Source organism: Sphingomonas rhizophila, from assembly GCF_014396585.1.
Classification (GTDB): Bacteria; Pseudomonadota; Alphaproteobacteria; order Sphingomonadales; family Sphingomonadaceae; genus Sphingomicrobium; species Sphingomicrobium rhizophilum.
In genome coordinates this window covers 524,475-550,107 of the sequence record NZ_CP060717.1, presented here as the reverse complement: position 1 = coordinate 550,107, position 25,633 = coordinate 524,475, and the positions used below count along the sequence as shown (strand labels likewise).

General features: G+C 67.2%; 25 protein-coding genes, 1 tRNA gene and 1 pseudogene. 6 read left to right on the top strand and 21 right to left on the bottom strand.

Features of this window, described 5'->3' with window-relative positions; genetic code table 11:
- Positions 1-11: 11 nt before the first annotated feature.
- The gene (locus tag H9L12_RS02645) at positions 12-404 is read right to left on the bottom strand and encodes a hypothetical protein (protein ID WP_187542507.1); all 393 of its coding nucleotides are present in this window, start codon (positions 402-404) and stop codon (positions 12-14) included.
- 295 nt (positions 405-699) lie between these two features.
- Between H9L12_RS02645 and H9L12_RS02640 the strand changes: the two genes are divergently transcribed.
- Entirely contained in the window at positions 700-2,265 is a 1,566-nt protein-coding gene (locus H9L12_RS02640) for a calcium-binding protein (RefSeq protein WP_187542506.1), read from the top strand.
- Positions 2,266-2,390: 125 nt separating this feature from the next.
- Here H9L12_RS02640 and H9L12_RS02635 read toward each other — a convergent pair whose 3' ends face one another.
- The 11 genes and pseudogenes from H9L12_RS02635 to H9L12_RS02585 form a co-directional block, all read right to left on the bottom strand.
- Positions 2,391-3,254 (bottom strand): HupA family protein, encoded by an 864-nt coding sequence (locus H9L12_RS02635; protein WP_187542505.1) that lies wholly within the window; start codon positions 3,252-3,254, stop codon positions 2,391-2,393.
- Between the two features lie 142 nt (positions 3,255-3,396).
- Positions 3,397-4,725 carry an FAD/NAD(P)-binding protein gene (locus tag H9L12_RS02630; protein WP_187542504.1) on the bottom strand — a complete coding sequence of 443 codons (1,329 nt, stop codon included), beginning with the start codon at positions 4,723-4,725 and terminating at the stop codon, positions 3,397-3,399.
- Positions 4,726-4,727: 2 nt separating this feature from the next.
- The gene (locus H9L12_RS02625; RefSeq protein WP_187542503.1) at positions 4,728-4,970 is read right to left on the bottom strand and encodes a DUF6356 family protein; all 243 of its coding nucleotides are present in this window, start codon (positions 4,968-4,970) and stop codon (positions 4,728-4,730) included.
- 88 nt (positions 4,971-5,058) lie between these two features.
- Positions 5,059-5,856, bottom strand: a complete 798-nt coding sequence (locus H9L12_RS02620; protein ID WP_187542502.1) for a transferrin-binding protein-like solute binding protein — start codon at positions 5,854-5,856, stop codon at positions 5,059-5,061.
- Positions 5,857-6,155: 299 nt separating this feature from the next.
- Positions 6,156-7,160, bottom strand: coding sequence for a HupA family protein (locus tag H9L12_RS13870; RefSeq protein WP_281399795.1), 1,005 nt, complete (start codon positions 7,158-7,160; stop codon positions 6,156-6,158).
- A gap of 161 nt (positions 7,161-7,321) precedes the next feature.
- Positions 7,322-8,308: a HupA family protein gene (locus H9L12_RS02610; RefSeq protein WP_187542501.1), complete on the bottom strand. Its 987-nt coding sequence runs from the start codon at positions 8,306-8,308 to the stop codon at positions 7,322-7,324.
- 102 nt (positions 8,309-8,410) lie between these two features.
- Positions 8,411-9,022: a GTP cyclohydrolase I FolE gene (folE, locus tag H9L12_RS02605; protein WP_187542500.1), complete on the bottom strand. Its 612-nt coding sequence runs from the start codon at positions 9,020-9,022 to the stop codon at positions 8,411-8,413.
- A 24-nt stretch (positions 9,023-9,046) separates the two neighbouring features.
- Positions 9,047-9,123, bottom strand: a tRNA-Arg gene (locus tag H9L12_RS02600).
- A 17-nt stretch (positions 9,124-9,140) separates the two neighbouring features.
- Positions 9,141-9,990, bottom strand: a pseudogene (locus tag H9L12_RS02595) (carbon-nitrogen hydrolase family protein).
- A complete protein-coding gene (gene grxC, locus H9L12_RS02590; RefSeq protein WP_187542499.1) occupies positions 9,987-10,244 on the bottom strand; it encodes a glutaredoxin 3 in 258 nt (85 codons plus the stop codon). The pseudogene H9L12_RS02595 and the gene grxC overlap by 4 nt, the downstream one beginning before the upstream one ends.
- 33 nt (positions 10,245-10,277) lie before the next feature.
- The gene (locus H9L12_RS02585) at positions 10,278-11,018 is read right to left on the bottom strand and encodes a ComF family protein (RefSeq protein ID WP_246450516.1); all 741 of its coding nucleotides are present in this window, start codon (positions 11,016-11,018) and stop codon (positions 10,278-10,280) included.
- Positions 11,019-11,061: 43 nt separating this feature from the next.
- On the opposite strand from H9L12_RS02585, the gene H9L12_RS02580 reads away from it, so the two are divergent.
- Positions 11,062-11,820, top strand: coding sequence for a class I SAM-dependent methyltransferase (locus H9L12_RS02580; RefSeq protein WP_187543312.1), 759 nt, complete (start codon positions 11,062-11,064; stop codon positions 11,818-11,820).
- An 84-nt stretch (positions 11,821-11,904) separates the two neighbouring features.
- Positions 11,905-12,087, top strand: coding sequence for a Flp family type IVb pilin (locus tag H9L12_RS02575; RefSeq protein WP_425506793.1), 183 nt, complete (start codon positions 11,905-11,907; stop codon positions 12,085-12,087).
- Positions 12,088-12,152: 65 nt separating this feature from the next.
- Here H9L12_RS02575 and H9L12_RS02570 read toward each other — a convergent pair whose 3' ends face one another.
- From H9L12_RS02570 to H9L12_RS02550, 5 genes are all read right to left on the bottom strand, one after another.
- Positions 12,153-13,616, bottom strand: a complete 1,464-nt coding sequence (locus H9L12_RS02570; protein ID WP_187542497.1) for a M48 family metalloprotease — start codon at positions 13,614-13,616, stop codon at positions 12,153-12,155.
- 79 nt (positions 13,617-13,695) lie between these two features.
- Entirely contained in the window at positions 13,696-14,637 is a 942-nt protein-coding gene (locus tag H9L12_RS02565) for an acetyl-CoA carboxylase carboxyltransferase subunit alpha (protein WP_187542496.1), read from the bottom strand.
- A 35-nt stretch (positions 14,638-14,672) separates the two neighbouring features.
- Positions 14,673-15,521, bottom strand: a complete 849-nt coding sequence (locus H9L12_RS02560) for a tyrosine recombinase (RefSeq protein WP_246450677.1) — start codon at positions 15,519-15,521, stop codon at positions 14,673-14,675.
- Between the two features lie 43 nt (positions 15,522-15,564).
- Positions 15,565-17,052, bottom strand: coding sequence for a hypothetical protein (locus tag H9L12_RS02555; protein WP_187542494.1), 1,488 nt, complete (start codon positions 17,050-17,052; stop codon positions 15,565-15,567).
- Positions 17,053-17,373: 321 nt separating this feature from the next.
- A complete protein-coding gene (locus H9L12_RS02550; protein ID WP_187542493.1) occupies positions 17,374-17,511 on the bottom strand; it encodes a hypothetical protein in 138 nt (45 codons plus the stop codon).
- Between the two features lie 77 nt (positions 17,512-17,588).
- Between H9L12_RS02550 and H9L12_RS02545 the strand changes: the two genes are divergently transcribed.
- A complete protein-coding gene (locus H9L12_RS02545) occupies positions 17,589-18,131 on the top strand; it encodes a shikimate kinase (RefSeq protein ID WP_343060457.1) in 543 nt (180 codons plus the stop codon).
- Complete coding sequence (aroB, locus tag H9L12_RS02540) at positions 18,116-19,207, top strand: 3-dehydroquinate synthase (RefSeq protein WP_187542492.1); 1,092 nt, start codon at positions 18,116-18,118, stop codon at positions 19,205-19,207. Before H9L12_RS02545 ends, aroB begins: the two co-directional genes overlap by 16 nt.
- Here aroB and H9L12_RS02535 read toward each other — a convergent pair.
- Genes H9L12_RS02535 through H9L12_RS02520 form a run of 4 tightly spaced genes read right to left on the bottom strand, consistent with a single transcriptional unit; the run spans position 19,204 to position 23,319 of the window.
- A complete protein-coding gene (locus H9L12_RS02535) occupies positions 19,204-20,997 on the bottom strand; it encodes a cation:proton antiporter domain-containing protein (protein ID WP_187542491.1) in 1,794 nt (597 codons plus the stop codon). The two genes, aroB and H9L12_RS02535, sit on opposite strands and share 4 nt — an antisense overlap.
- Positions 20,994-21,410: an iron-sulfur cluster assembly scaffold protein gene (locus H9L12_RS02530; RefSeq protein ID WP_187542490.1), complete on the bottom strand. Its 417-nt coding sequence runs from the start codon at positions 21,408-21,410 to the stop codon at positions 20,994-20,996. The genes H9L12_RS02535 and H9L12_RS02530 overlap by 4 nt, the downstream gene beginning before the upstream one ends.
- Positions 21,407-22,813, bottom strand: coding sequence for a cysteine--tRNA ligase (gene cysS, locus H9L12_RS02525; protein WP_246450514.1), 1,407 nt, complete (start codon positions 22,811-22,813; stop codon positions 21,407-21,409). Before cysS ends, H9L12_RS02530 begins: the two co-directional genes overlap by 4 nt.
- Entirely contained in the window at positions 22,810-23,319 is a 510-nt protein-coding gene (locus H9L12_RS02520) for a CvpA family protein (RefSeq protein ID WP_187542488.1), read from the bottom strand. Before H9L12_RS02520 ends, cysS begins: the two co-directional genes overlap by 4 nt.
- A 237-nt stretch (positions 23,320-23,556) precedes the next feature.
- Between H9L12_RS02520 and H9L12_RS02515 the strand changes: the two genes are divergently transcribed.
- Positions 23,557-25,554 (top strand): sensor histidine kinase, encoded by a 1,998-nt coding sequence (locus tag H9L12_RS02515; protein WP_187542487.1) that lies wholly within the window; start codon positions 23,557-23,559, stop codon positions 25,552-25,554.
- Positions 25,555-25,633 lie beyond the last annotated feature (79 nt).

Genomic DNA, 25,633 nt, shown 5'->3' with positions numbered 1-25,633 from the left:
GGAGAATACCTCTATTTGTCGCGGACCAAGTCGAGCGTTCCGAATTCGTTGATCAGCCGCAGCCGGGCGGGCGGCGTCAATTCCATCGTCATCGTCCGGCGCAGGATGGCATAGGCCGCTTCGTCCAGCGCCTCTCGTGCCGTATCGCAGCCGCGTTCGGTGCGCGTCGACATCTCGGTGCCCAGGCTCAGCTTGTCGCCGTTGCGGGTCCATCCGCTCGGCCGCCACTCGTTGCACCCCAGGAAGGCCCGCGTCGGCGGTTGCGGCGACGCGACGTAAACGCGGCCCGCCTTGTGCGTGATCGTCGCCGCGCCCTCGCCGCCCAGCTCGATCCACAAGCCGGAAACCTGCCGACCGTTGACCGCCGCGATGATCCACCGCCCCTGCAGATTGTCCGCCGCCACGACCGGTCGAACCTCCGCATGAGGTGGAGGAAGGACCGCCAGTCGCTGGACGCAGCCCGTCAAGACGACTGCCGCCGCAACGGCGTGGGAAAGATGCGCGAGCGCCATCCCCAGCCAACGCCCGCGATGGCGATCGGTGCCAGATACGGCCCTGCTCTACACCGATCCGAGAAGATAAGGGTGCACTCGCAACGTCCGCTTTGGGTGGAAAGCGGCCACCAGGGATCCTTCGATCAGTCTTTCAGTCTCAGGGACTGTGGGAAAGCATCAATAAATCAAAACTAGCTTCGACTTCTTGCTTTCTACTTGGGCGTCGATCAAAGTCCTTCTTGGCACCATTTGCGGGAGTAAGCGCATGCCGGTTGTAAAGTCGTTCACCGATGGAAACGACGTCTACTCGGTAGAGTTGGATGACACCTACATTCTGGCGTTTCTGGGCGGGGCCGACGTCCTGTCTGTGTGGCGTGGTGCCGTTACCGCATCGATGGGTGACGAAAGCGACCTCGTCCTGATCCGTGGCGGGACTGTGGACGTCGAGGGAGACGGCGGTGCCGACCGTTTCAACTTCTATGCGGACGTCACAGGCGTCGATCTTGCGGGCGGCGCTGGCGACGATCGGTTTTTCGGCTACGCCCATACCATTGGAGGCACGATCCACGGTGACGCCGGCGATGATCGTTTCTATGACTTCGGCAGTCTCTCCAGCTCGTCCGTCGTCCTTCATGGCGGCATCGGGAACGATATCTATCGCGTAGATGCCGCCGCGCCGGTCCAGATGGTCGAGCATGTCGACGAGGGAACCGATACGGTCGAGGTCGGCGGGGGCGCCAGCTTCACGCTGGCCACCCATTTCGAAAACTTGACCGTGGTCGGCGCCGGGGCTTCGGCCGGGCCCGCGGTTCTCACCGGCAACGGGGTCCGCAATGTCATCCGGGGCGGCGACGTGGTCGAGACGATCGCGGGGCTCGATGGCAACGACGTGCTGTTTGGCAAGGGCGGCAACGACACCCTGTGGGGTGGGAATGGCGACGATGTGCTTGATGGCGGCAGCGGCGACGATGTGCTCTACGGAGAGGCCGGGAACGACGTCTTCCACGATGGCGGCGGCGCCGATCGAATGGTCGGCGGCAGCGGTGACGACAATTATTTCGTCGACAGCGGCACGGATAAGATCGTCGAAATTGGCGGCGAAGGCATCGATACAGTGCGCAGTTCCGCGGCAGATTATACCCTGTCCGACAATGTCGAGAACGGCGTGACTGTCGGGACCGCCGCGCCAATGTATCTGAGGGGAAACGCGCTCAACAACATCCTTAGCGTAAGCTCCGTCCGGTCGACCCTGTTTGGGATGGCAGGCGACGACCGGCTTTACGGTGCGGAACAGGGCGACCGACTTGTGGGGGGCGACGGCAATGATTTCCTGCAGGGTCGTGGTGGCAATGACGTGTTGGACGGCGGCGCCGGTAGCGATGTGTTGCGCGGCGGTTTAGGGTTCGACCGGCTCGACGGCGGCTTAGGCAGCGATCTTTATGTGTATTTCTCTGCCGAAGAGGGGGCTGGCGACGTTTTGAACTTTAAGCGCGCAATAGATGTTCTGGATCTGTCGCGGATCGACGCAGACACAAGTCGTTACGGAAATCAGGCTTTCACCTTTGTCGACGGGCCAACCGGTGAGGCCGGACAGCTGTGGATCACTTACTACGACAGATATGACGGAACGGCGTTTCTCAACAGATATGCTGATATTTTCGCTGATATCGACGGGGATGGTTTTGCCGACCTGCACCTGAACATCGACGGCGGTCTTTGGGATGATAATTGGATGCCGGTCGAGTTCCTGATCACGGACATTCTTCTCTGACGGCTTAATGATTTTACCGAGCGTGATTCATGCGATCGTGAGTGCGCTAGTGTCCGCAATGGGTCGAAAGCGGACATTCGGCTGACACAGCAACATCTGTGGCCGAACTTGCCGCCGGAATCGCGTTACCGGGCCTTGCCGATCATCACGCCTTCCAGGGTGGCAGGGACGGTCGGTTCGCCGCTCGAATCCCAATCCATGAACGGGGCCGAAAAATTCGCCATCAGCTCTTGCGCGGCGGGACCGGTGAAGATGCCCGCGAACGATCCCCCTTTGTCGAAGCTTCCCGAAAAGGCCGTGCTTCCGGGCGCAAACAACGTCTCGCTGAATGTATACCTGCCGACGGCAGGAGAACCCATCGCGCCGTTGGTTTGCGGATCCATGAATCCGCTCAGTGTCCCGGCCGCGAAATCGAACTGGAACTCCGCCGTGCCGTAAAGACCCCAGGAGGTTCCGGCACGCCCGACCAGGTCCGCGTCGTACGTCGCCGTGCCGACGGTCGGAACCGCCCCGGCGGGGGTGGCCACGCCAAAGGCAATATAGCGGTACGGCCCAAGCCCATCGTCAATGCCCACCTCCATGCGCCCGGTGTAGCTGTAGGGCACGATTGCGATCGCATAGCCAAGCTTCGCACCGTCGGTCTGGAGGACGTCGCCGCCGGCAACGCCGTACATCTTGCTGAAGCTGGTCTGGTCGATCCAGGCGAGCGTCGTCTCGGGCATCTGGACCTGGTAGACCTTGGCTTCCGCGTTCCAGCGGACGATCACCTCATCACCGCTCTGCGACGGCGCGAGCATCGTCTGGAAGTTTGTCGAGCTTGCGACGCCGGCCGGTGGGGCCGCCAGTGCGCCGATGCCCGCCGCGCTCGGAGGCGAAGGCGGCGAAGGCGCGGTCGGCGTGCTCCCGACGCCGCCGCCCGCCCCTCCGCAAGCAGACAGCGAAGCGAGTGCCGACACCGCGATCCACGAACGAAGGGCGAAAGCGGACATGATTGATCTCCTCCACGAACCGGCCGAACGTTAGGGGAGGCCACAGCGACCGGGATGGCGATCTGGCGACCAAGAGCCGACCAAGAACCGACCGAGAGCGCAACCACTTGGAATGCTTGCAACAACGGGTCGAATGCGGACGCTAGCCTAGCTCTTCGCTGATCGACACGGCCACCGCCTCCGCCTGGCCACGGATGTCGGGGACGGCTATGATTTCCCAGCGGCGGGCCTTGCTCAGCGGGCCTAGCGCCCACACCCCCGGCGAACCGGTGGCCGCGTCGCGCTCATCGCAATCGATGCCGATGTTGAGCGGGTCGGGCCGGATCAGGCCGTCGTCCTGCATCTGCCGGAGCAGCGGGTCGCGCGTCGCGGTCAGGGCGTGCAGCGGCCCGGTGCAATTCATCACCAGGCCCGCCTCGCGAACCGCCGCCTGGCCGTCGCGCCGGGCGATCCGGACCTGCGCCCGGCTGTCCCGCGATTCCGCGCCGACGATCCGCCCGGCCATGATTTCCAGCGTGCCGCGCTCGATCCGCGCCTTGAGCTGCGCCGCGACCTGCGGCGCGATGCGGTGGCGGTGGACGTCCCACCACGGCCGCGCATGGCGCATGAACCGCCGCCGCTCGTCCGCCGACAGGCCGCGCCACAATTCCGCCGTCCTGGGCCGCAGCGAATCCACTCGCGCGCGCCAGTCATCGCCGCCGGCGACCTGCCGCCGCACCCATTGCCACAAGGAGGCGAGGCCATGCGGGGCCGCGCCACCGTCAAGCGGCGGCGCCTTTTGGGCGGTGTGCGGACGGGGCAGCAGGCCGCGCCGCGATACCGCGGTCACCGGCGCGTCATGGCCGGCCGCCTCCAGCGTCAGCACCATGTCGACCATGGTCAGGCCGGTGCCGACGATCAGGATCGGAAGCTGCTCCGCCGCCGCCTGCTCCGCCAGCCGCCGCCCCTCGTCGCTCCACGGGTCGTCGACGACCAGCGCGCTGTCTTCCAGTCCGCGGATGTTCAGCGGCATCGGCGGCTGGTTGCCCAGCGCCAGCGCCAAGTGCCGCCCGGCGGCCGACCGACCGTCGTCCAGCCTGACGGTCCAGCCATTGTCCGCGGGCTCGGCCCGGACCGCCTCACCGTCGATCACCCTCACCTGCCCGCTGGTGACCGCCTCGGCGAGCTGTTCCTTGAGGTACGCGCCGAACTGCATCCGCCGGACGAAGCCACCGGCTTCCTCGCCCCGCGCCCGCAGCCAGCCATCGAAATCGTCGAGCCGGTCGGGCCAGGCGCTCATCACCTCGGTGCGGACGTTGAGCAGGTGCGCGGGCTCGCCGGTCGAAAAGGCGGTGCCCTCGCCCGCCCGGCCGGCCTTCTCGATGATCAGCGAGCGGTGACCGCGCCGCGCCAGTTGCGCCGCCAGCATGGTGCCCGAAAAACCCCCGCCGACGATGACCACGTCGGCGGCGGCCGATTGCTCATCGGCCATGGTCAGATTTCATAGTCCGGCCAGTCGGGGCAGCTCGCCTTGCGGGCGCGCATATGCTCGGCCAGCGACTGGACCGTCCGGCCGGCGGTGTCGGTGAACAGCGCCGGGACCGCGGCATGGACGATGCACGCCGCGCCGGCGCCGATCATCCGCGCGCCGATGACGACCGCGCCGATTCCATGCGACAGCCAGCTCATCCCCAGCGATCGGGGATGGTCCGTGAAGGGGTTCGCGAATTTCTCCATGCGGCGCGTCATGCGCCAGATGCGGCGGCAAGTTCAAGGCGTGGCGCGGGTCGGCGGGCGGGTGTTGATGCCCCGCCCGCGCCCCCGCTCACTGCTTCTTGGCTATCCAAACTCCGCCGACCGGTACCCATTCGTCGGTGCCCGGCCGATTGAGTTCGCCGCTGAAGCTCGACAGCAATTCCGCCGCACCGGGTCCGGTGAATTGCCCTTGGAAGCCAGTGTTACGGCTTACACCCGCTTGGTCGAACTTGCCGGAAAACACCTGGCTTCCCTGCGCGAACAGTGTTTCGCTGAATGTCAGCAGTGGCACGTCGAAACCCGTGTCGTAATACTCGTTGAACGCCATATCGATTTCGCCATCCAGCGTCCCGTCCGCAAAATCAAAGTCCATCGCAACCGTGCCCGTAAGCCAGGTGAACCAGGCTTCGTTCCCGCCACCGCGAATGGATCCGGTGTAATGCGCTGTACCCGTTAGCGGTATGTCGCCAGGCGCACTCGGGACACCATAGGCAAAGTTGCCGGAAATGTAGGTCGAGCCGGTGGAGGTATTGGCGAGGTTGTACCAGTTGCCGAAGCTTGTGTAGCTAAAGGTGGAATTGTCCGGCCAATCGATGGTGACGCTGACGCCGTCGGTGCCGGGACCGGCGCTGCCGAGGATCCGATGGGTCGTCGAGTAGATCGCCGTCCAGCCGCTTGCGTCGTAATTTCCGTTCGTGCCCGTTCGCTCAAGCTCTCCGGCCGGATAGTCGGGCACCGAAACCGTATATTTGCCGGTTGCTCCGGAATAGCTGATGTCCATGACACTTGGCCCGGCCTGGATCGGTGCGAATGTGTAGGCTTGGGACGCGCTGTCGTACGTTGTTTTCGACACGGCGCCAGCGGTCACGAACTCGCCATTCGTGCTGGTCAGACCGTAGGGTGTCGGCGTCGGCGGTTCCGCGGCCGGCGTTGGGGTCGGCGTGGGCGTTGGGGTCGGTGTGCTTCCGACAAACGAGCTGCCACCTCCGCCGCAAGCGGTCAGCATGGCCGCGGCCGATGCCAGCAAGGCCCAGCGGTACGTCACCAGCGGATGTCTCATCGTCTGTCCCCTTCAAAAATCCGGAGGAAACCGTCCCACCACTCCCGTCGCCGGGCCATGACCGACACATGATCGTCTGCCGATCATCTTCCGGCGACGCGATCGGATCATTGTTTCTTGGCGATCCACACACCGCCCATCGGGTACCAGGTCTCGCTCCCCGGCCTCAGCAACTCGCCCTTGAAACTGGACAAAAGCTCGACCGCGCCCGGCCCGGTGAATTGTCCCTGGAAGCTGGTTCCGCGACTGACCCCGTCCTGGTCGAACTTGCCCGAGAAGGTCTGGCTGCCCGCGCCGAACAGCGTCTCGCTGAAGGTGATCAGGGGAACGTCGAAGCCATCGTAGTAGCCGATGTCGACATACAGATCGATGTCTCCGCCCAGCGTCCCTGCGGCAAAGTCGAAGTTCAGGTTGACGATGCCGCCTAAGTAACCGCTCGAATCAGCTGTATTGCCGCCGACCTCGCCCCGGTATGACGCGGTTCCGATCAACGGAATGTCACCGGCGGCGGTCGCTACGCCGTAGGCGAAACTACCCCGGCGAATTGTCGTGGTACCGTCGGCGTACTCGTTCCCGGACCAGAAGCCGCGGTTGGTGTACTGATAGGTGGAGTAGGACGGCCACGTCAGATAGACGGTGTGCGAATCCTCCTCGGTGTCCGGATTGCCGGTCACCGTGTGCCCGGTTCCGTAAATCTGAGTCCAGCCGGTGGCGTCCCAATTGCCGCTGGTCCACTTCCGCTCGAGCTCTCCGGTGGCAAATTCGGGCAGGGACACCGTATATTTGCCGGTCGCGGCCGAATAGCTGATGTCCATCACGTCGGGGCCGGCCACCGGCACCGAGTGCGTCTGGCTGAGCGGCGTCGACACCGTCTTGAACGCCGCACCAGCGGTCGCGAACTCGCCACTCGCGCTGGTCAGGCCATAGGGCGTCGGCGTCGGCGGCTCCACGGCCGGGGTTGGCGTGGGCGTCGGGGTCGGAGTCGGGGTCGGCGTGGGGGTCGGGGTCGGGGTGTGGCCGACGAAGCCGCCTCCACCACCGCCACACGCGGTCAGGATCGCCGCTGCCGAAGCGAGCAAGGTCCAGCGAAAATTTCTCGTCGAATGTTTCATGATCGACCCCCTGTTGAAGTGTTGGAAACGGTCTCCCCATTCCGTCCTGATCGCCATGATCGACTTGTGAGTGATTGCCGATCAACCGCCGACCAGGCGGAAGCTCTTCTCAGGCGCCACCTTTCACTGCCGTCCCTGTCCCGCGACGGTCGAGCCGCCGCTCACTGCTTCCGGGCGATCCACACCCCGCCCATCGGATGCCAGGTGTCGGTTCCGGGCTCCATCACCTCACCCTTGAAGCTGGACAGAAGCTCGACGGCACCCGGCCCGGTGAATTGCCCCTGGAAACTGGTCCCGCGGCTGACCCCGGCCTGGTCGAACTTGCCGGAGAAGGTCTGGCTTCCCGCCGCGAACAGCGTCTCGCTGAATGTCAGCCGGGGAATGTCGAAACTGTCGTAGTAAAAATCATAGGTGTAGAGGTCGATGTCTCCGCCCAGCGTTCCTGCCGCGAAGTCGAAGTTCAGGTTCACGCTTCCGCCCAGGAACGTGTTGTAGGCGTCGGCCAGGTGGCCGGACACCTCCCCCTGGTATGAGGCGGTCCCCACCAACGGGATGTCTCCGGCGGCGGTCGGGATGCCATAGGCGAAGGTGCCGATCCGCAGGGTGGTGCTGTCGTCGCCGAGCACGTACCCGAACCAGCTGCCGAAGTTCGTATACTCGTAGGGTGCGCTACTGTCCGGCCATCTCAGATTGACGCGAATCCGTTCGTCGTTGATGCCCGTGTTACCCAGGACCTTGTGCTGGGTTTCGCTGATGTGCGTCCAGCCGTTCGCGTCCCAATTCCCGAAGGTTTCCGTCCGCTCGAGATCGCCCGTAACATATTCCGGCAGCGACACCGTGTAGTGGCCGGTCGCCGCGGAGTAGCTGATGTCCATCACGTCGGGACCGGCGATCGGCGCCGAGTATGTCGTCCCGGACGGGGATGCCACGGTTTTGAACGCCACCCCGGCGGTGGCGAATTCACCGCTCGGGATGGTCAGGCCGTAGGGCGTCGGGGTCGGCGGCGCCGCGGGCGGCGTCGGCGTTGGGGTCGGAGTGGGCGTCGGAGTGTTTCCGACGAAGGTACTGCCGCCACCGCCACACGCGGTCAGGATGGCGGCGGCCGAGGCGAGCAATGCCCATCGGAATGTTACGGGCGACTCGATCATGATCGTTCCCCCTGTCGAAGCGAGGAACGAGAATTCTCATAGCTTTCGGTTATTGACCATGATCAAGTTCTGATCGTTTGCCGATCAGTCGATGAACGGCTCTCAATAACCCATCAGGGCCAGCACTTCCTTCCGGCTGCGCTCGTCCTCGCGAAACGTGCCCATCATCCGGCTGGTCGTCATCATCACGCCCGGGGTGTTGACCCCGCGCGCAGTCATGCAGGCGTGGCTCGCCTCGATCACGACCGCGACTCCCTTGGGATGCAAATGCTCCCAGATGCAGTCCGCGACCTCGGCGGTCAGCCGTTCCTGGACCTGGAGCCGCCGGGCGAAGCCGTGGAGCACGCGCGCCAGTTTGCTGATTCCGACCACCCGGTCGCCGGGCAGGTAGGCGATCGCCGCCTTGCCGATGATCGGCGCCATGTGATGCTCGCAATGCGACTGGAACGGGATGTCCTTCAGCAGCACGATCTCGTCATAGCCGCCGACCTCCTCGAACGTCCGCGACAGGTGGATGCACGGATCTTCCGCATAGCCCCGGGCATATTCCTTCCACGCCCGGGCCACCCGCCTCGGGGTGTCGGCCAGCCCTTCGCGCGCGGGGTCGTCACCGGCCCAGCGGATCAGCGTCCGAACCGCCTCCGCAACCTCGTCGGGCACCGCGACCTTGCCCTCGGCATCGACCAGGTCGCCGTCGTCGGGACTGCACGCCATTGCAAAAAACCCTTTCAAATTCGCTGGTGACCCCGACTGGATTCGAACCAGTGGCCCTCAGATTAGGAATCTGATGCTCTATCCTGCTGAGCTACGGGGCCGACCAACGGGCAGAGCGTTACGAAGGCGTCCCGTTCGGGTCAATCGCCGGAACGGGTCGGCGATGGCTGATCGCAGGCAACCGTGATCGAACCTCGGCGATCCGGCCCAGGTCGATCTCCGCGAAGCCGAGTTCGCCGTGGCGCTGTTCCATGTCGAGCAGGACTTCCCCCATGGACCGACGACCAGGCTGTGACCGTAGGTGTCGCGGCCATCCTCGTGACGGCCCCCTTGCGCCGCGGCGACGGTGAAAATGCCCGCTTCGACCGCCCGGGCCCGGAGCAGCAGGTGCCAGTGCGCCTGCCCGGTGGGAACGGTGAAGGCGGCCGGGACGGAGATCACCTCCGCGCCGGCTTCCGACAGCCGTTCGAACAGCGCGGGAAAGCGAAGGTCGTAGCAGATCGAAAGGCCGAGCGCCCCGACCGGCGTATCGCGCACGACGACCGCGCTGCCGCCCGGCTGGTAACTTGCCGATTCCCGCCAGCTTTCGCCGGTCGGCAGGTCGACGTCGAACAAATGGATTTTGTCGTATCGGGCGCGGATCGCGCCTTCGGAATCGATCACGAACCCGCGGTTGACCAGCTTGCCGCTACCCTCGTCGCCCAGCGCCAGCGAGCCAAGATGGATCCACAGCCCGGCCTTGGCCGCGGCCTCGCGGACCCGCGCCAGCACCGGATCGTCGGCCTCGCCGCGAACCTTGGGGTGCATCCGTGTCCGGTCCCGGTCGACCAGGCCCGACATTTCGGGGTGAACAGCATGGCCGCGCCGCCTGCCCGCGCCGCCTCGATCGCCGCGACCAGCGCGTCGGCGTTGGCGGCGGGGTCGATCCCGCTCGTTGCCTGGAACAGGGCGATCCGGGTCGCGGTCACGCCGCCAGCATCGTGTCGAGCTTGCCCTCTTGCTCCAGCGCCATCAGGTCGTCGCAGCCGCCGACATGGACGCCGTCGATGAAGATCTGCGGCACCGTCATCCGACCATTGGCGCGCTCCACCATCCGCGCCTTGTCGGGACCGCCGAAATCGACCGCGATCTCCTCATAGGGCACTTTTTTCATGTCGAGCAGCATCTTGGCGCGGCGGCAAAAGCCGCAAGTGACCTTGGTATAGATTTCGACACGCGCCATTCGTGAAACTCCTCCGATCGTTCGTTGCCGTGCTTAACGCACAAGATGCGCCGGGCGCACCACCCGTGCCCAGGTGACCAGTTCGACCCGCGCCGCCCCGGCCTTGCGAAGCGCCCGGGCGCAGCCGTCGCTGGTCGCCCCGCTGGCCAGCACGTCGTCGATCAGGACGACGGTGCGCCCCTTGACGTCGGCCCCGCCGCGCACCGCGAACGCGCCGCGCACCGCCTCACGCCGCTGATGCTGGGTGAGCCCTTTCAGCGACCGCGTCGGCCGGCGCCGGACCAGCAACCGGTTATCGACCGGCAGCGACCAGCGCCGCGACAGGTGGCGCGCCACCAAGCCCGCTTGGTTGAATCCGCGCCACCACAGGCGCCGGCGATGCAGCGGCACCGGGACGATGACCGCTTCGTCCCCCCATTCGCCGCGAAGCCCGTCCATGTAGCGCGCCATCGTCCGCGCCAGCGCGACCTTCCGCCCATATTTGAGGTTCAGCGCCAGCTGCCGCGCGGTGTCATCATACCCCAGCACGGCGCGGGTCCGGTCGATCACCGGCGGGCTCGCCAGGCACGCGCCGCAATGGTCGGCCTCGGTCGCCTCCAGCGGGATTCCGCAGGTTGTGCAGCCGCCGCGCAGGAAATCGAGCTTCGGCCAGCAGCGCTCGCAGAAGGTATCGACCGTCGCGACGATCGCCGAGCAGCCGGCACAGCGGGGCGGCAACGCGAAATCGACCAGGGTTTGCAGGCTGGACCGGGCGAAGCGAAAAACGGGCTGCACGCGGCCCTTGTCGCCCGCCGCCGCGCATCGCACAAGCGCCTGCGTGTCATCCCCACCCGACCTTTTCGACCCCGCTACACGCCTCCTCCGCCGGCGCCGCGCGCTCGCCATCGGCGACCCGTTCCTGTTCGACCGGGCGGTGGACGACCTTGCCGAGCGGCTGGGCTCGATTGCCCGGCCGCTGCCTCGCATGCTGTTGATAGGGGCGCTGTCGCCGACGTGGGCGGAGCGTCTGGGTGCGCCGGGGCGTACGGTAACGACGTGGGAGCCGGCGTTCGACGGCGACGAGCTGGAGATCCCGTCCGGCCCGTTCGACGCGGTCGTCGCGGTCGGTTCGCTCGCCACCGTCGACCGTCTGCCGCACCTGCTTGTGCGCATTCGCCAGGCGCTGGAAAGCGACAGCCCGTTCCTCGGCACACTCATCGGCGGCGATAGCCTGCCGGCGCTGCGCAAGGCGCTGATTGCCGCCGACCAGGCAAGCGGTGGGAGCGTCGCGCCCCGCGCCCATCCGCGGATCGATGCGCCGACGCTCGCCGCGCTGCTCGACCGGTCCGGCTTCGCCAACCCGGTAGTCGGCGTCGACCGGCTTAACCTTCGCTACGGATCGCTCGATCGCCTCGTCGCCGACCTTCGCGCCGCGGCCGAAACCAATATCCTCGCCGCCCGCTCGCACCGTTTTGCCGGCAAGCGATGGCGCGACCGCCTGGAAGAACCGCTGGTCGCAAGCGGCGCGCAGGGACGGTTCGAGGAACGGTTCGAACTGCTCCACTGGATCGCCTGGAGCCCGCCAATCTTGCGCTAAGTGAAATTAACCTTGGCGCGAGGGGGTTTCGTTAACTTCAACCGTTCAATGTGGAACCGTGGACCAAGACCAGAGGAGGGTGGCGTGCTCGCTATCCGATCGAATTTTCGCAGGTTTCGCGCTTCTCAGAAAGGCGCAACGGCCATTGAATACGGCCTGATCGCCGCGCTCATCGTCGTCGCGATGATCGGGGCGCTGGGCCAACTCGGCGGCGGTGCCGGCGGGATGTGGACCAAGGTCAGGGACGCCGTCCTCAACAACGGCTGACCGATGGTTTCGTAAGCGTTGCATGACCCCCGCCGCCCTCGCGGCGGGGGTCGTTCGCGCGTTCGTCAGGTTCGGCGCGCGCCGTATACGACCAGCTTGACCTTCTGCCCCGGGACCAGCGCCGCGTTGGCCGCCAGCCCGTTCAGCGACACGAACCGTTCCGCCTTGAAATCGCGATAGGCCATCTGGTTGGCCAGCGACTGGATCGTGTCGCCTCGCGTCACCGTATGCACGCGGATGATCCGCGGCCGGATCGACGCGGCTTCCGTCGGCGTGATCCGTCGCAGCGAATTGACCATCGACGCGAACGGGTTGAGGCCCTGCCCGCCCCGGGTCAGCGTGACGAAGTGGTACACGGTGTCGCGATCCCACTGATAGGCCATGACACTGACGTCGACCATGCCGCTCGACGTTTGCGCCCGGCCGATGCTGTAGGCGGCGGGAATGCCGTTGATGGTCGTGCGCTGGAGCGGCGACATCTGCACCTGGGTGCGACCCTTGGTCAGGCCGTAGATGACCCGTTGCACATAAGTCTGGAGGTCGCCGGTGTATCGGCCGCCGCTGAACTGCGCTTTGCCGGCGGATCCTTCGATCGCAACCGCGCTGGTGCTGTTCTGCATCATGTAGCCGGTGGGCACGACGAACTGCAGGCGCAGGTCGGGGTGGGTGAAGCTGCGCCCGTCGATGATGCCCTGCGCGGGATCGTCGTCGACGTAAACGCCGGCCAGTTGCGACAGGAAAGCGTCGCGGTTGCGCAGCCCGTTGCCTGCACGGCCGGTCTGGCGGGCGACGTTGCTGGCCTGGGTCACGCGGTTCTGGCTGAGCGGGTGGGTCGAGGCCCATTCCGGCGTCGAGCGGTTGTCCCGGCCCTGCACCCGCGCCTCCAGCGCCGACGCCCGGCCGAGTGCCGACAGCATCGATGCGCTCGCCAGCGGATCATAGCCCGCCGACGTGATGTAGCGGATGCCAAGCTGGTCGGCCTGATATTCCTGGTCGCGGCTGAAGCCTAGCGTCCGAAGCTGAGAGCTGTACTGGGCACCCTGCGCGATGAGGTCGCCGAACCCGCCGCCGACCACCGAGCCGAGCAGCACGCCGAGCACGCCGAGCACGCTGTTCTTGGTCGACGCCTGCTGGCGCTTTCGCGAGTGGTTGGCGGCGATGTGGCCGGTTTCGTGGCCGACGACGAATGCCAGTTCCGCCTCGTCGTTCATCAGCGCCATCAGCTGGCGCGTGATGTAGACGTAGCCGCCGGGAACCGCGAAGGCATTTTCGACCGCGCTGTTGAGCGTGGTGAAGCGATAAACCTGCGACGCGTTGGTCGTGCCCGAATAGGCCGCCACCTTGCGCCCAATGCGCTCGACATAGGCGGCGCGCGGCCCGGTTTCGGCCCCGCCGAATTCCTGGACGACTTCGGGATGCTGGCGCGCTGCTTCCGCGACGTCCCGTTGGTTCAGCGCGTTGGATTGCGCGTGGGCGACACCGGTAGCAAGCACCGAGGCCGCGGCGAGAAGTAGAATGGGGGTGCGCATTACAAGCCGCTCCGTCTCGTGAATTGAGGAATCAGCCTCAAAAACGGCAAGCGACTGCTTCTGGTTCCGAAACGATTCCCTAGCCGATGGCAAGGAACTTGGCGCGGCGCTGTTCCAGAAGCGCGGCCGGCGACAGCCGCGAACAGCCATCCAGTTCCTCGACCAGCGCGTCCTTCAGAAGGGCGATCGCGCCCGCCGGATCGCGGTGCGCGCCGCCGGTCGGCTCGGCGACGACGCGGTCGACCACGCCCAGGCTTTTCTGGTCGGCGGCGGTGACCTTCATTGCCTCGGCGGCGTCGGCGGCCTTGTCGGCGGTGCGCCACAGGATCGACGCGCAGCCTTCCGGCGAGATCACCGAATAGACGGCGTGTTCGAGCATCAGCACGCGGTTGGCGGCAGCCAGCGCGACCGCGCCGCCGGAACCGCCCTCGCCGACGATCACCGCGATCATCGGCACGCCGAGCGCCAGGCATTGCTCGGTCGATCGCGCGATGGCCTCGGCCTGGCCGCGCTCTTCCGCCTGGACGCCCGGAAAGGCGCCGGGGGTGTCGACCAGGCTGACGACCGGCAGGCCGAAGCGGTCGGCGAGCTGCATCAGGCGGATCGCCTTGCGGTAGCCCTCGGGCTTGGCCATCCCGAAATTATGCTTGAGGCGGCTAGCGGTATCGTCGCCCTTCTCATGCCCGATGAGAAGGACGCGCCGCCCTTCGATGCGGGCCAGGCCGCCGATGATCGCGGGATCGTCGGCAAAGGCGCGGTCGCCCGCCAGCGGCAGGAAATCTTCCGTCAGGCCGGCCACATAATCCTTGAAGTGCGGCCGCTCCGGATGGCGCGCGACCTGGGTCTTCTGCCAGGGGCTCAGCTTGCCATAGGCCTCGCGCAGCATCTTCTGCGACTTGGCCTCCAGCCTGCTGACCTCGACATCGATGTCGATGTCGCCGGACTCGGCGGTTTCACGGAGCGCGGCGATGCGCGAGTCGAGCTCGGCGATCGGCTTTTCGAAATCGAGATAGGTCTGCATCTGGCCGCGCGAGGTAGGGCGAGCCGCGCGCGGCGTCAACGACGCCGGTCGCGGTCGGCCAGCGGGTGGCGGGCGTTGACGATCTCCACCAGCCGGGCCGAATCGACATGGGTGTAGATCTGCGTCGTGGCGATGTCGGCATGGCCGAGCAGCGACTGCAGCACGCGCAGGTCGGCGCCGTTGGCCAGCAGATGCGTCGCAAACGCGTGGCGAAGGACGTGCGGGCTGATCCGTTCCGGCGGGATTCCGGCAAGCCCCGCCATCGACCGCACCAGCTGGTACAACCGCACCCGCGACAAGTGGCTCTTGCCGCTCGGAAACAGCCAGCTGGATTCGGATGGCGCGGTCTTGACCCAGTTGGCCACCGCGTCGGCGGCGCGGGACGACACCGGCACCAGCCTCTCCTTGTCGCCCTTGCCGCGCAGCATCAGGAACGGCTGGCCCGCCCGGACCGCGCGGCGCGGCAGGGCGACCAGCTCGGTCGCGCGAAGGCCCGATCCATAGAGCAATTCCAGCAGGGCGAGGTTACGCAGCGCGAGCGGCTGGCCCGAGGCGGCGCGCTCCTCGACCGCGGCGAACATCGCCTCGACCTCGTGCGGGTCGAGGATCTTGGGGAGCGGCCGCTGCAACGTCGGGCGCGGAAGCACCGTCGAGGGATCATCGGCCCGAAGCCCTTCGTCGAGCAGGAAACCGTAGAAGCGGCGCAACGCCGCGGACCGGCGCGCCACCGTCGAGGGTGCAAGGTCGGCCCATTGCTCGCCGAGCCTGCCCAGCCGGTCGGGCTGCGCCCCCTCCAGCCCGCCAAGGTCGGCGGCGGCGGCGGTGAGGTCGCTTCGATAGGCCGCCAGCGTGTTGCGCGATGCGCCGGCTTCGGCGGCCATCATGTCGAGGAAACGGTCGACGAGCGCGCGGTCGCCGGCGTTCACGTTAGGCCCGCGCCAGCGCCTCGGCGGCGACCATCCGCGCCAGGAAGTCCAGGCCGACGCGCTTGAGCGCGGTGATGCCGTGGAACTGGTAGAGGCCGCGAACGTCGCCGATACTGCTGCCCTGCAGCCCGCTGGCGGCAAAAATCATCGCCGTCCCCGCCTGCCGCCGCGCCGCGGCGCCGTCGATCATCCGGGTCCATTGCGTCGTCCCGCCAAGCCCAAGGCGGTAGCTGCCGTTGAGCGCGCCGGCGGTCTCGCCATCGATCCGGCCAAGGCCGGCAAGGCCGGCGACCAGCAGCGCGGTTCGGCGCTTGTCCTTGCTTTCGTCGCGGTCGGCGAAGTCCTCGATCCGGTTCGCGTCGATCTCCAGCCCGTTGGCGCTTGGCGCGCCCAGGGCCAGCATCGCCCAGCATTCGTCGGCTTCCTTGTCGTCCATGTCGGCCAGCACCGGGATCCAGCGTGCCGCCGCCTGGTCGTAACCGGCCGCCAGCATCGACGCGATCAGGTCGGGCGCATCCGCGGCATATTTGGCCGACGGCGGGACCAGCGTCGCCGCCCGCGCGGTCAGCACCTGCGCGGCGAACCGGTCATTGCCCTTGCCCGACTTCGCGCCCCACAGGTCGCGCATTGCCGACAGGCGGTCGTCGATGTTCCGACCGACATAGGCCAGGCGCAGCTTCCAGGCGTCGGTCTCGCCAAGCTCGTCCGGATCGGTCGCGTCGAACACCGCCGAATAAAGGTCGACATAGGCGGACGAGGACAGCACGCCGAGCGCCGCCGCGGTGCGGGCGACATCGACCTTCTGCAGCGGCGAGTAGATGGGCGAGCGCGCCATCCATGCGCGCAGCGTCGGGCTCGCGGCGTCGACCAGGCGGACCGGCGGCATGGCCCCGGTGGCGCTGGCAAGGCCGTAGCGCCAGGCATTGAGCCGCTGCACCGGTTCCCATTCGATGGTCACGGCGCGGGCGGTATCGGCCCCGGCCCCGACGACCTTGTCGGCCAGCGCCAGGTCGATACCGCCAATCGACCCGCGGCGACGGGCGGATTCGATGTCGGCCGCGGCACGCTCCGCCTCGCCGCTCAGCGACGCGCACATCGCGTTGACCAGCGGCGTGATCCGCTTGTCGGTCTTGGACAGGCCGGATTCGAGCGGACAGAGGCCCGATGGATCGCTCGTCGCCAGCGCTGCCTGCGAGGCGACCTGGAACATCTTGGGCGTGAAGCGATCGGTGTCGACCGACGCCGTCAGCAGCCGCGCGCCATCCGCCTCGCCCATCCGCAGCAGCAGCCAGGCGCGCTCGGCCGCCCAGTCGGCGGGGTGGACGCCATGGGGCGCGGGCCCGCGCACCATCAGCGCGTTGCGAAGGCCGATATGCGCCCAGCGTGATGGCAACGGCGCATCCATCCGGCGGAGCATGGTCGACAACACCTTGCCGTGCGCCCCGCCCCACGGGCTGTCGCCAAGGCCGAGCGCCGCCGGATCGAGCACGCCGGCGTCGGCGAGGTCGCGGCGGGCGGCGGCGGGATATTCGGGTGGCGGCGGCGGCGGTTCGCTCAGCGCCAGTTCTTCCTCGGTCAGGCTCGACAGGCCGATGACGAGGTCGTCGAGCGGTGAGCGGTCGGGCTCGGCCGACGGCGCGGACGGCTGGCCGGGCGCCGGCGCCGGCGCCGGCGTTGCGGCCGGGGTGGCGCGGGCGGCGGCGCGGGGTCGCCGAAACCGGGCGGCAGGATTGATTCCGGCCGGTCCTGCGCCAGCACGGGCAGGCTGATCAGCAGCGCTGCCCCGGCGACGCCGGCGCGCCAGTCCAGTTTAATTCGACGATGCATTGCCGGCGACGTCAACCTCGATCGTCTGGGTGGGCTGTTCGGTCACCCGGCCGGACAGGAAAAAGGCCCCGCCGATGAGGATGACGAGTAGGATAATCAGGACGAATAGGCCCTTGGGCATGCCGGCTCCCGTGAACATGTGACGCGATGCGAAAGGGCTTTTGCCCGACCTTGCCGCCTTATGTATAGCCCCGCTTCGTGCAAAATCCGACCGACCGCCTCGATCGACCGATTGTCCTTGTCGGCCTGATGGGCGTCGGCAAGTCGACCGTCGGCCGCCGGCTGGCGAAGCGGCTGGGGCTGGATTTCATCGATACCGACACCGCGATCGAGGACGCCAACGGCGGCACCTCCGCCGCCGAAGTGTTCGAACGTCACGGCGAGCGGGCCTATCGCGACGGCGAGCGGCGGGTGGTCGCCCGCCTGATCAACGGGCAGGTCCGCGTCATCGCCACCGGCGGCGGCGCCTTCGTCGACCCCGACACCCGCCGCCTGCTGACCGAGCGCGCGATCACCGTCTGGCTCGACGCGCCGGTCGAACTGCTCGCCGAGCGCACCGGGCGGCGGGACACCCGCCCCTTGCTCCGCGACGGCAACCGGGCGGAGGTGCTGGGACGATTGGCAAGGGAGCGCGCGCCCGCCTATGCCGAAGCGCATATCCACGTGACGAGCAGCACCGCTTCCCACGGCGAGGTCGTCAACCGCATCGTCGAGGCGCTGAGCGAATGGCTGGACAAGTGAACAGGGTCGCGGTCGATACCGAGGGCGGGCGCTACGACGTCGTCGTCGGTCCGCTCGCCCCCGGGCTCGACGCGCTAGAAGCCTTGATCGACGGGCGCGGCGGGCGGATCCCGCTGGTCAGCGACGAACTGGTCCTCGGCCTTCACGGCGGTGCCATCCGCGACCGCTTCGACGTCGAGCCGCTGGTCGTCCCGCGCGGCGAAGACGGCAAGACCTTCGCCGTGCTCGAGGACCTGCTCTACCGGATCGCCGCCATCGACCCCGACCGATCGACGCCGATAGTCGCGCTGGGCGGCGGCGCGGTCGGCGACCTCAGCGGGTTGGCCGCCGCCCTGTTCAAGCGCGGCTGCCCGATCGTCCATGTGCCGACCACCCTGCTCGCCCAGTCGGACAGCGCGGTCGGCGGCAAGACCGCGATCGACTTCGCCGGGCAGAAGAACCTGGTCGGCACCTTCCACCAGCCGTCGCTGGTCATCGCCGACCCGTCGCTGTTGGCGACGCTCGACCAGCGCCAGTTCCGCTCCGGCCTGGCCGAGGTCATCAAATATGGCGCGATCGACGATGCCGCCTTCTTCGCCTGGTGCGAATCCAGCATCGACGCACTGGTCGCGGGCCATGTCGACCGGCTGACCGACGCCATCGTCCATTGCGTGACCGCCAAGGCGCGCACCGTCGCCGGCGACGTTACCGACCGCAGCGGCCAGCGCGCGCTGCTCAATTTCGGCCACAGCTTCGCCCACGCCATCGAGGCCGAGTGCGGGCTTGGTGAGGTGCTTCACGGCGAGGCGGTCGCGGTCGGCATGGTGCTGGCGCTGCGCTTTTCCGCGCGCGCCGGACAGGCCGACGCCAGCGACGCGGAGCGGATGGTGAGCCTGCTCGGTCGCGCCGGCCTGCCGACCAGCCTCGCCGCGGTCGGCCTCGGCGGGCGCGGCGACCGGCTGCTGAAACACATGGTCCGCGACAAGAAGAACGAGCGCGGCGCGGTGACGCTGGTGCTGTCGCACGGCATCGGCCGGGCGTTCCTGAAGCACGGGATCACCAGCGACCAGCTCGGCCCCTTCCTCGAGGCGGCCTAGCCCGCCTTCGGCTCTTCGGGCAGCGGATTGTCGACCGCGAACATCCGGTCGAGGCCCGCCTTCAGATTGCCGGCCTCCACCTGCCGCTCAAGCCGCTCGCAGTCGCGCAGGCGATATTCTTCCTCGACCCGCTCGACCTCGTTCGCCTCGATCCCGACCGCGCGAAGTGCGGCCTTGCCCATCTTGACCGCGCTCTCGAACAGCTCGCGCTGGGCGACGGCGAGGTCGAGACCGCGAAGCTCGATCAGGTGGCGGCGGTCGTAGGCGCGGACCATGATCGACGCCTGCGGAAACGCCTCCAACACGCGCTGCATCGTTTCGCGGTTGGCGGCGGTGCCGTCGATGCAGAACAGGATCGCGCGGGCGGAGTCGGCACCGGCCGTCCGGAGCAGTTCCAGCCGGAGCCCGTCGCCGTAATAGACCTTGGTCCCGAATTCGCCGCTCAGTTCGATCGTCCGCGGCGCCAGGTCGATCAGGGTGACCGGCACGCGCTTGGCCATCAGCATCTGGCCGACGGTCTGGCCGAAGCGGCCATAGCCGACGATGATCGCCCCGCCAGACGGCGAGTTTTCAGGCCCTTCTAGGCCGGCCGTGCGCGCCACCTCGTTGCGCTCCAGCCGGTCGATCAGGCGCATCAGGAACGGCGTCGAGACCATCGACAGGGTAACGACCGCGCCGAACAGCGATGCCGCCTCGGGCAGGATGAGCTGCGCCTGCGTCGCCTGCGCAAAGAGGACGAAGCCGAACTCGCCCGCCTGGCTCAAGAGCAGGCCGAGCCGCAGCGAGGTGGTCCATTTCTGCCCGAAGGCCCGGGTCAACAGGGTGATGACGCCGCTCTTGATGGCGATCACCGCGACCGCGATGCCCAGCACCCACATCGGCCGCTGCATGATGACGCCGAGGTCGAGCATCATGCCCACCGACAGGAAGAACAGGCCGAGCAGGATCGAACGGAACGGCTCGACATCGCTTTCCAGTTCGTGCCGGTACGGGCTTTCGGCCAGCATCACGCCGGCGACGAACGCGCCCAGCGGCACCGACAGGTGCAGCGCGTGCATCATCGCCGCCGCGGCGATGACCGTGAACAGCCCGGCGACGACGAACAGCTCGCGCTCGCCGAAGCGGCCGATCAGCCGGAACAGCGGGTTGAGGACGATCCGCCCGATCAGCACCAGCGCGGCGATCGCGCCCAGCGTGTAGAGCACCAGCGTCCAGCCGACGGGCTCCGACGGGTCGGGCGGAACCCGCGACAGCGCCGCGACCAGCGTGATCATCGGCACGATGCTGAGATCCTGGAACAGCAGGACGGAGAAGGCGCGCTCCCCGTCGCGGGTGTTGAGGTCGCCGTCGGCGCGAAGCATCGGCAGCACCTGCGCGGTCGACGACAGCGCCAGCGGCAGGCCGATCGCCAGCGCGGCCGGCCAGGTGACGCCCAGCGCCAGCCGAATGAACAGTGCCAGCGCCAGGCCGCACAGCATCACCTGCGCAAAACCCAGCCCGAACAGATCCTTGCGCAGCCGCCACAGCCGGCCCGGATTCAATTCCAGCCCGACGATGAACAACAGCATGGCGATGCCGATTTCGCTGATCGACAACAGCGCCTCGGCGTCGCCGAACAAGCCGAGCATCTGCGGCCCGATGACGATGCCGGCGACGATATAGCCCAGCGTCGCGCCAAGCTTCGCCTTGCGGAACAAGGTGACTGATACCAGCGCGGCGCCGAGCATGATCGCCGCGCCTTCGAGCAGGCTCGACGCGGTGGCGACGGCGACGGGTTCGGCGGCGATCATTGCGCCTCCTCGATGGCGGCGAGAAGGGTGCGGAACGGCAGCAGGATGGCGCCATGGCGGCCAACGCGGGTGCGGGCGGGCTCCAGCGCCTCGAAACCCGGCCATGGATCGACCGCTTCCCCCGCCAGCCAGCAGCGGACGTCGGCCTCGGCCCGGGCGGCGGCGGCGCGGTCGATGCCGATGGCCCCCTGCCCCATCAGCGCTGCGGTGGCCTGCCCGAAGGCGCAGGCGCTGACCGATTGCGACAGCGCCACGACCCGGCCCTCACCGTCGAGGCGCACGGCGACGGTCATCGTCGCCCCGCACGTCGGCGAGCGCAGCGCCGCCTGCCCATCAGCCCGGTCGATCGGGTCGAGATACGGGATCGAAGACGCCAGCCGCAGGATATCGCGGGTGTAGAGCGGTTCGCTCACGCTCGCCGCCATGTCGTCCCCCCCGGCCCGTCCTCAAGCAGGATGCCCTCCGCCTTCAGCTCGTCGCGAATGCGGTCGGCGGTGGCGAAGTCGCGCGCCTTCTTGGCGGCGTCGCGCTCGGCGATCAGCGCGTCGATGGCGGAATTGTCCCCTTCGCCGCGGAACCATTCGTCTGGCTCTTCGAGGAGCAGTCCGATTAGGCGAGCTGTATTCCGGAAAACGTCACGCTGGTAAGCGAGCCCCTGATACTCAACTGTGTCGCTTGTTGAATGAAAGTAGTCATTTCGCAGTTTCCAAAGGTGGTCGGCCATCAAGCTGAGCCGCGCTAGAAATGCTGGCGAATTGATATCGTCGGACAACGCTTCCAATGCTTGCCAGTTGATCTCGCTCGTTTCCTCTGCCCCCTCAAAGTGGCAAAGTTCTGAAAGCAAGCGATACCACCGATCCAGAGTCGCCTTGCTCTGCGCGATCAGGGTTTCCGTCCACGGCAGCGGCTGGCGGTAGTGCGCGCTGAGCAGCGCCAGACGCAGCACCTCGCCCCTGTGGCCGGCGTCGAGCAGCGCATCGACCGTCACGACGTTGCCGAGGCTCTTCGACATCTTTTCCGCGCCCATGTCGAGGAAGCCGTTGTGGACCCAGTGGCGGGCCAGCGGTGCGCCGCCGTGGGCGCAGCGGCTCTGCGCAATCTCGTTCTCATGGTGCGGGAAGATGAGGTCGAGGCCGCCGCCGTGGATGTCAATCGTTTCGCCCAGGTGCGCGCGGATCATCGCCGAACATTCGATGTGCCATCCCGGTCGTCCCCGGCCCCATGGCGAGTCCCAGCCGATCACGCCTTCGGCGCTCGGCTTCCACAGCACGAAGTCGGCGCCGTCGCGCTTGTAGGGCGCGACCTCGACCCGCGCCCCGGCCAGCATCGCCTCGCGGTCGCGCTTCGACAGCGCGCCATAATCGGGGTCGGATGCGACTTCGAACAGCACATGGCCGTCGGCCTCATAGGCATGGCCGCGCTCGATCAGCTCGGCGATCATCGCCACCATCGCCGGAATTTCCTGCGTGGCGTGCGGCGCGATGTCGGGCGGCGCGACGCCCAGCGCGCCCATGTCCTCGAGATAGAAGCGCTCGAACCGCTCGGTAATCAACGACGGGTCGACGCCCTCGCTTTGCGCCGACGCGATGATCTTGTCGTCGACGTCGGTGACGTTGCGGGCATAGACCAGACTGTCAGCGCCGTACTGGTGCCGGATCAGGCGGGCGAGCGTGTCGAACACCACCGCCGGGCGGGCATTGCCGATGTGGGCGCGGCCGTAGACCGTCGGCCCGCACACATACATGGTGATCCGCTTCTCGTCGGCGGGCGCGAACGGCAGCTTCCTGCGTGCCATCGTGTCATAGAGCTGGATCACATCGTTACTCCGGGGTGGCGGCGCGTTTCGACCCAGTCGACAACCGCGCGGCCGCTGGCGTTGAGCAGCGGATAGGTCCGCGACCTGGTCATCCATTCGGGCCGGTCGGCCATCGGACCATAGGTGAGGTCGGTGGCGAAATTGGCGACCAGGAACACCAGCGTCGCGCCGAGCAGGCCCTTCAGCATCCCGAACCCGCCGCCCAGTACCCGATCGACCGGGCCGAGGATCGAGCGACGCGTGCGATGCCCCACCGCCTTGCCGAACAGGCGCAGCGCGACGTAGGTCGGCAGGAACAGCAGGGCGAAGGCGACGATCGCCGCCGAGGTCGAATCCTCGACGCTTCCCGCCAACCGCGCCGCCAGCGGGGCATGGAACAGCTTCACCGCGGCGATGCCCGCGATCCACGCCATCAGCGCCAGCACTTCGTGCGCGAATCCACGCGTGAAGCCGATGAGGGCGGCCCCGCCTAGCAGCAGCAAAACGAAGATGTCGAGCGGCGTCATGACCCGTCGGCTAGCCGCTATCGCTCACCCACCGCAAGGGAGGGGCGGGCAGCGGCATCGCCGGATTGACCTAGGCTATTGTAATCAGACATGATTATGGCAATTGAAACTGTTCGGGGACTTCGCGGTCACCATTCATTCTCTTGTCGTTTGCGGACCTTCTCCCGACTGAAGGGAACCACTCGCTAGCGGCGCTTCCTGATGCTAACCCTTTGCACCCGCGTAACGGAGTAGTCGTTGCCTCTCAGTTTGATCCTTCCCGCTGACAGTGAAATGGCGACCCGCATCCGCGAGTACGACTGGGCGGCGTCACCGATCGGCGCGCCGTCCCAGTGGCCGCCGGCGCTGATCATCGCGCTCAACCTGTGCCTTCGTTCCAGCGTCCCGACGTCGATCTATTGGGGCCATGACCTGCGCCTCATCTACAACGACGCCTGGTCGTTCATCCCGGGCGATCGCCACCCGTGGGCGATGGGCCGTGCCGCCGCCGAGGTGTGGACCGACATCTGGGACGTCGTCGCTCCGCAGATGAGGAAGGTGATGGAAACCGGCGAGGGGTTCTCGACCTTCGACCAGCCGCTGATGATCGACCGCGGCAACGGACCAGTGGAAACCTTCTGGAACTACAGCTTCACGCCGATCGTGGCCCAGGACGGCCAGGTCGTCGGCATCTTTAACCAGGGCAACGAGGTCACCGACAAAGTCCTCGAGGAACGCCGCCAGCAATTCCTGCTGCGGTTCAGCGACGCCCTTCGCCCGATCTTCGACCCCGCCGACATCATCCGCACCGCGCAGCGGCTGCTGGGCGAGGAGCTTGGCGCCAACCGCGTCGGCTATGGCGACGTCGACCCGACCGAGCGTTATTTCACGACCACCGACAATTGGACGGACGGCGTTCCGTCCCGGCACGGCACCCACGACCTCGCCGGCTTCGGTCCCGATATCCATGGCGCCCTGAAGCGGGGCGAGCCCTTGGTGATCGAGGATGTGCGCCGCGATCCGCGCACCTCCAGCCCGGACTTCGTTGCCGCGTTCGAAGCGATCGACACCCGGGCCGCGATCACCGCCTCGCTGGTCAAGGGCGGGCGGATGGTCGCCGCGCTCTACGCCCACGCCCGCGAGCCGCGGGTATGGGGCGAGGCCGACCGGCGGCTGGTCCAGGACGTCGCCGAACGGACCTGGACCGAACTCGCCCGCGCCACGGCCGAACGGCACGCGAGGCTGAGCGAGGAGCGCTATCGCCGCATCTTCCAGCAGGCGAGCGACCTCATCATCACCGCCGACCTGCAGCAGGTCGTCACCGACTGTAACGATTCCGCCGCCGCCGCCGTCGGCCTGACCCGCGAGGAAGCGATCGGGCGCAATATTGCCGACTTCCTCTCGTCGGAGGATTTCGAGAGGACCAGCGGCATGCTTCGCCAGAAGCTCGGCCGCGGCGGGACGACCCGATACGACGTCCGGGTGCGCAGCCGGTCGGGAGACCTGTTGTACTGGGAAGTGAATTCGGGACTGACGTACGACGAGGGCGGACATCCGATCGGGCTTCACGTCGTTGGTCGCGACGTCACCGACCGCAAGCGGTGGGAACATCACCAGCGCCTGCTGGTCGCCGAACTGAACCACCGGGTGAAGAACAGCCTGACGGTAGTGCAAAGCCTGGCCCACCAGACATTCAAGGCCAACAAGCCGCCCATGGAGGCGTTCAAGGCCTTCGAGGGCCGGCTGGGCACGCTGGCTGCGGCGCACAACCTGCTGACACGCGAGAATTGGGACAACGCCTCGCTCCACGACGTGGTGCAGCATGCGCTGGCGGCATTCTGCGCGAACGGGCGCTGCAGCATCGAAGGACCGGCGATCCGGATTATTCCCGCCGTCGCGGTGAGCCTGTCGCTGGCGCTGCACGAACTGGCCACCAATGCCGTCAAATACGGCGCCTTTTCCAACGAAAACGGCCGCGTCGACATTGCCTGGACGGTCGGTGACGACCTAGTGATCGAGTGGCGCGAACGCGACGGCCCGCCCGTCGAGGGGCCGCGCGACGCCGGATTCGGCACGCGCATGCTGCAGCGTGCGCTCGCCGCCGACATCCGCGGCAACGTCGACCTCGACTTCGCCGCCAGCGGTCTTCGCTGCCGGATCCGGACCGACCTCGCCAACGTCGTGGGCCAGTCGAATGACGAGTTGGGTGACAGTGAGGATCTGCCCGAACCATTGGCCGGCCAGTCCGCAAACTAGGCGATAAGCAGCGTGCCGGTCCGCCATTGCGGGCGGGGAAGTGATGTGGAAACCTCAGGCACCAGTCATCGGGGGAAAT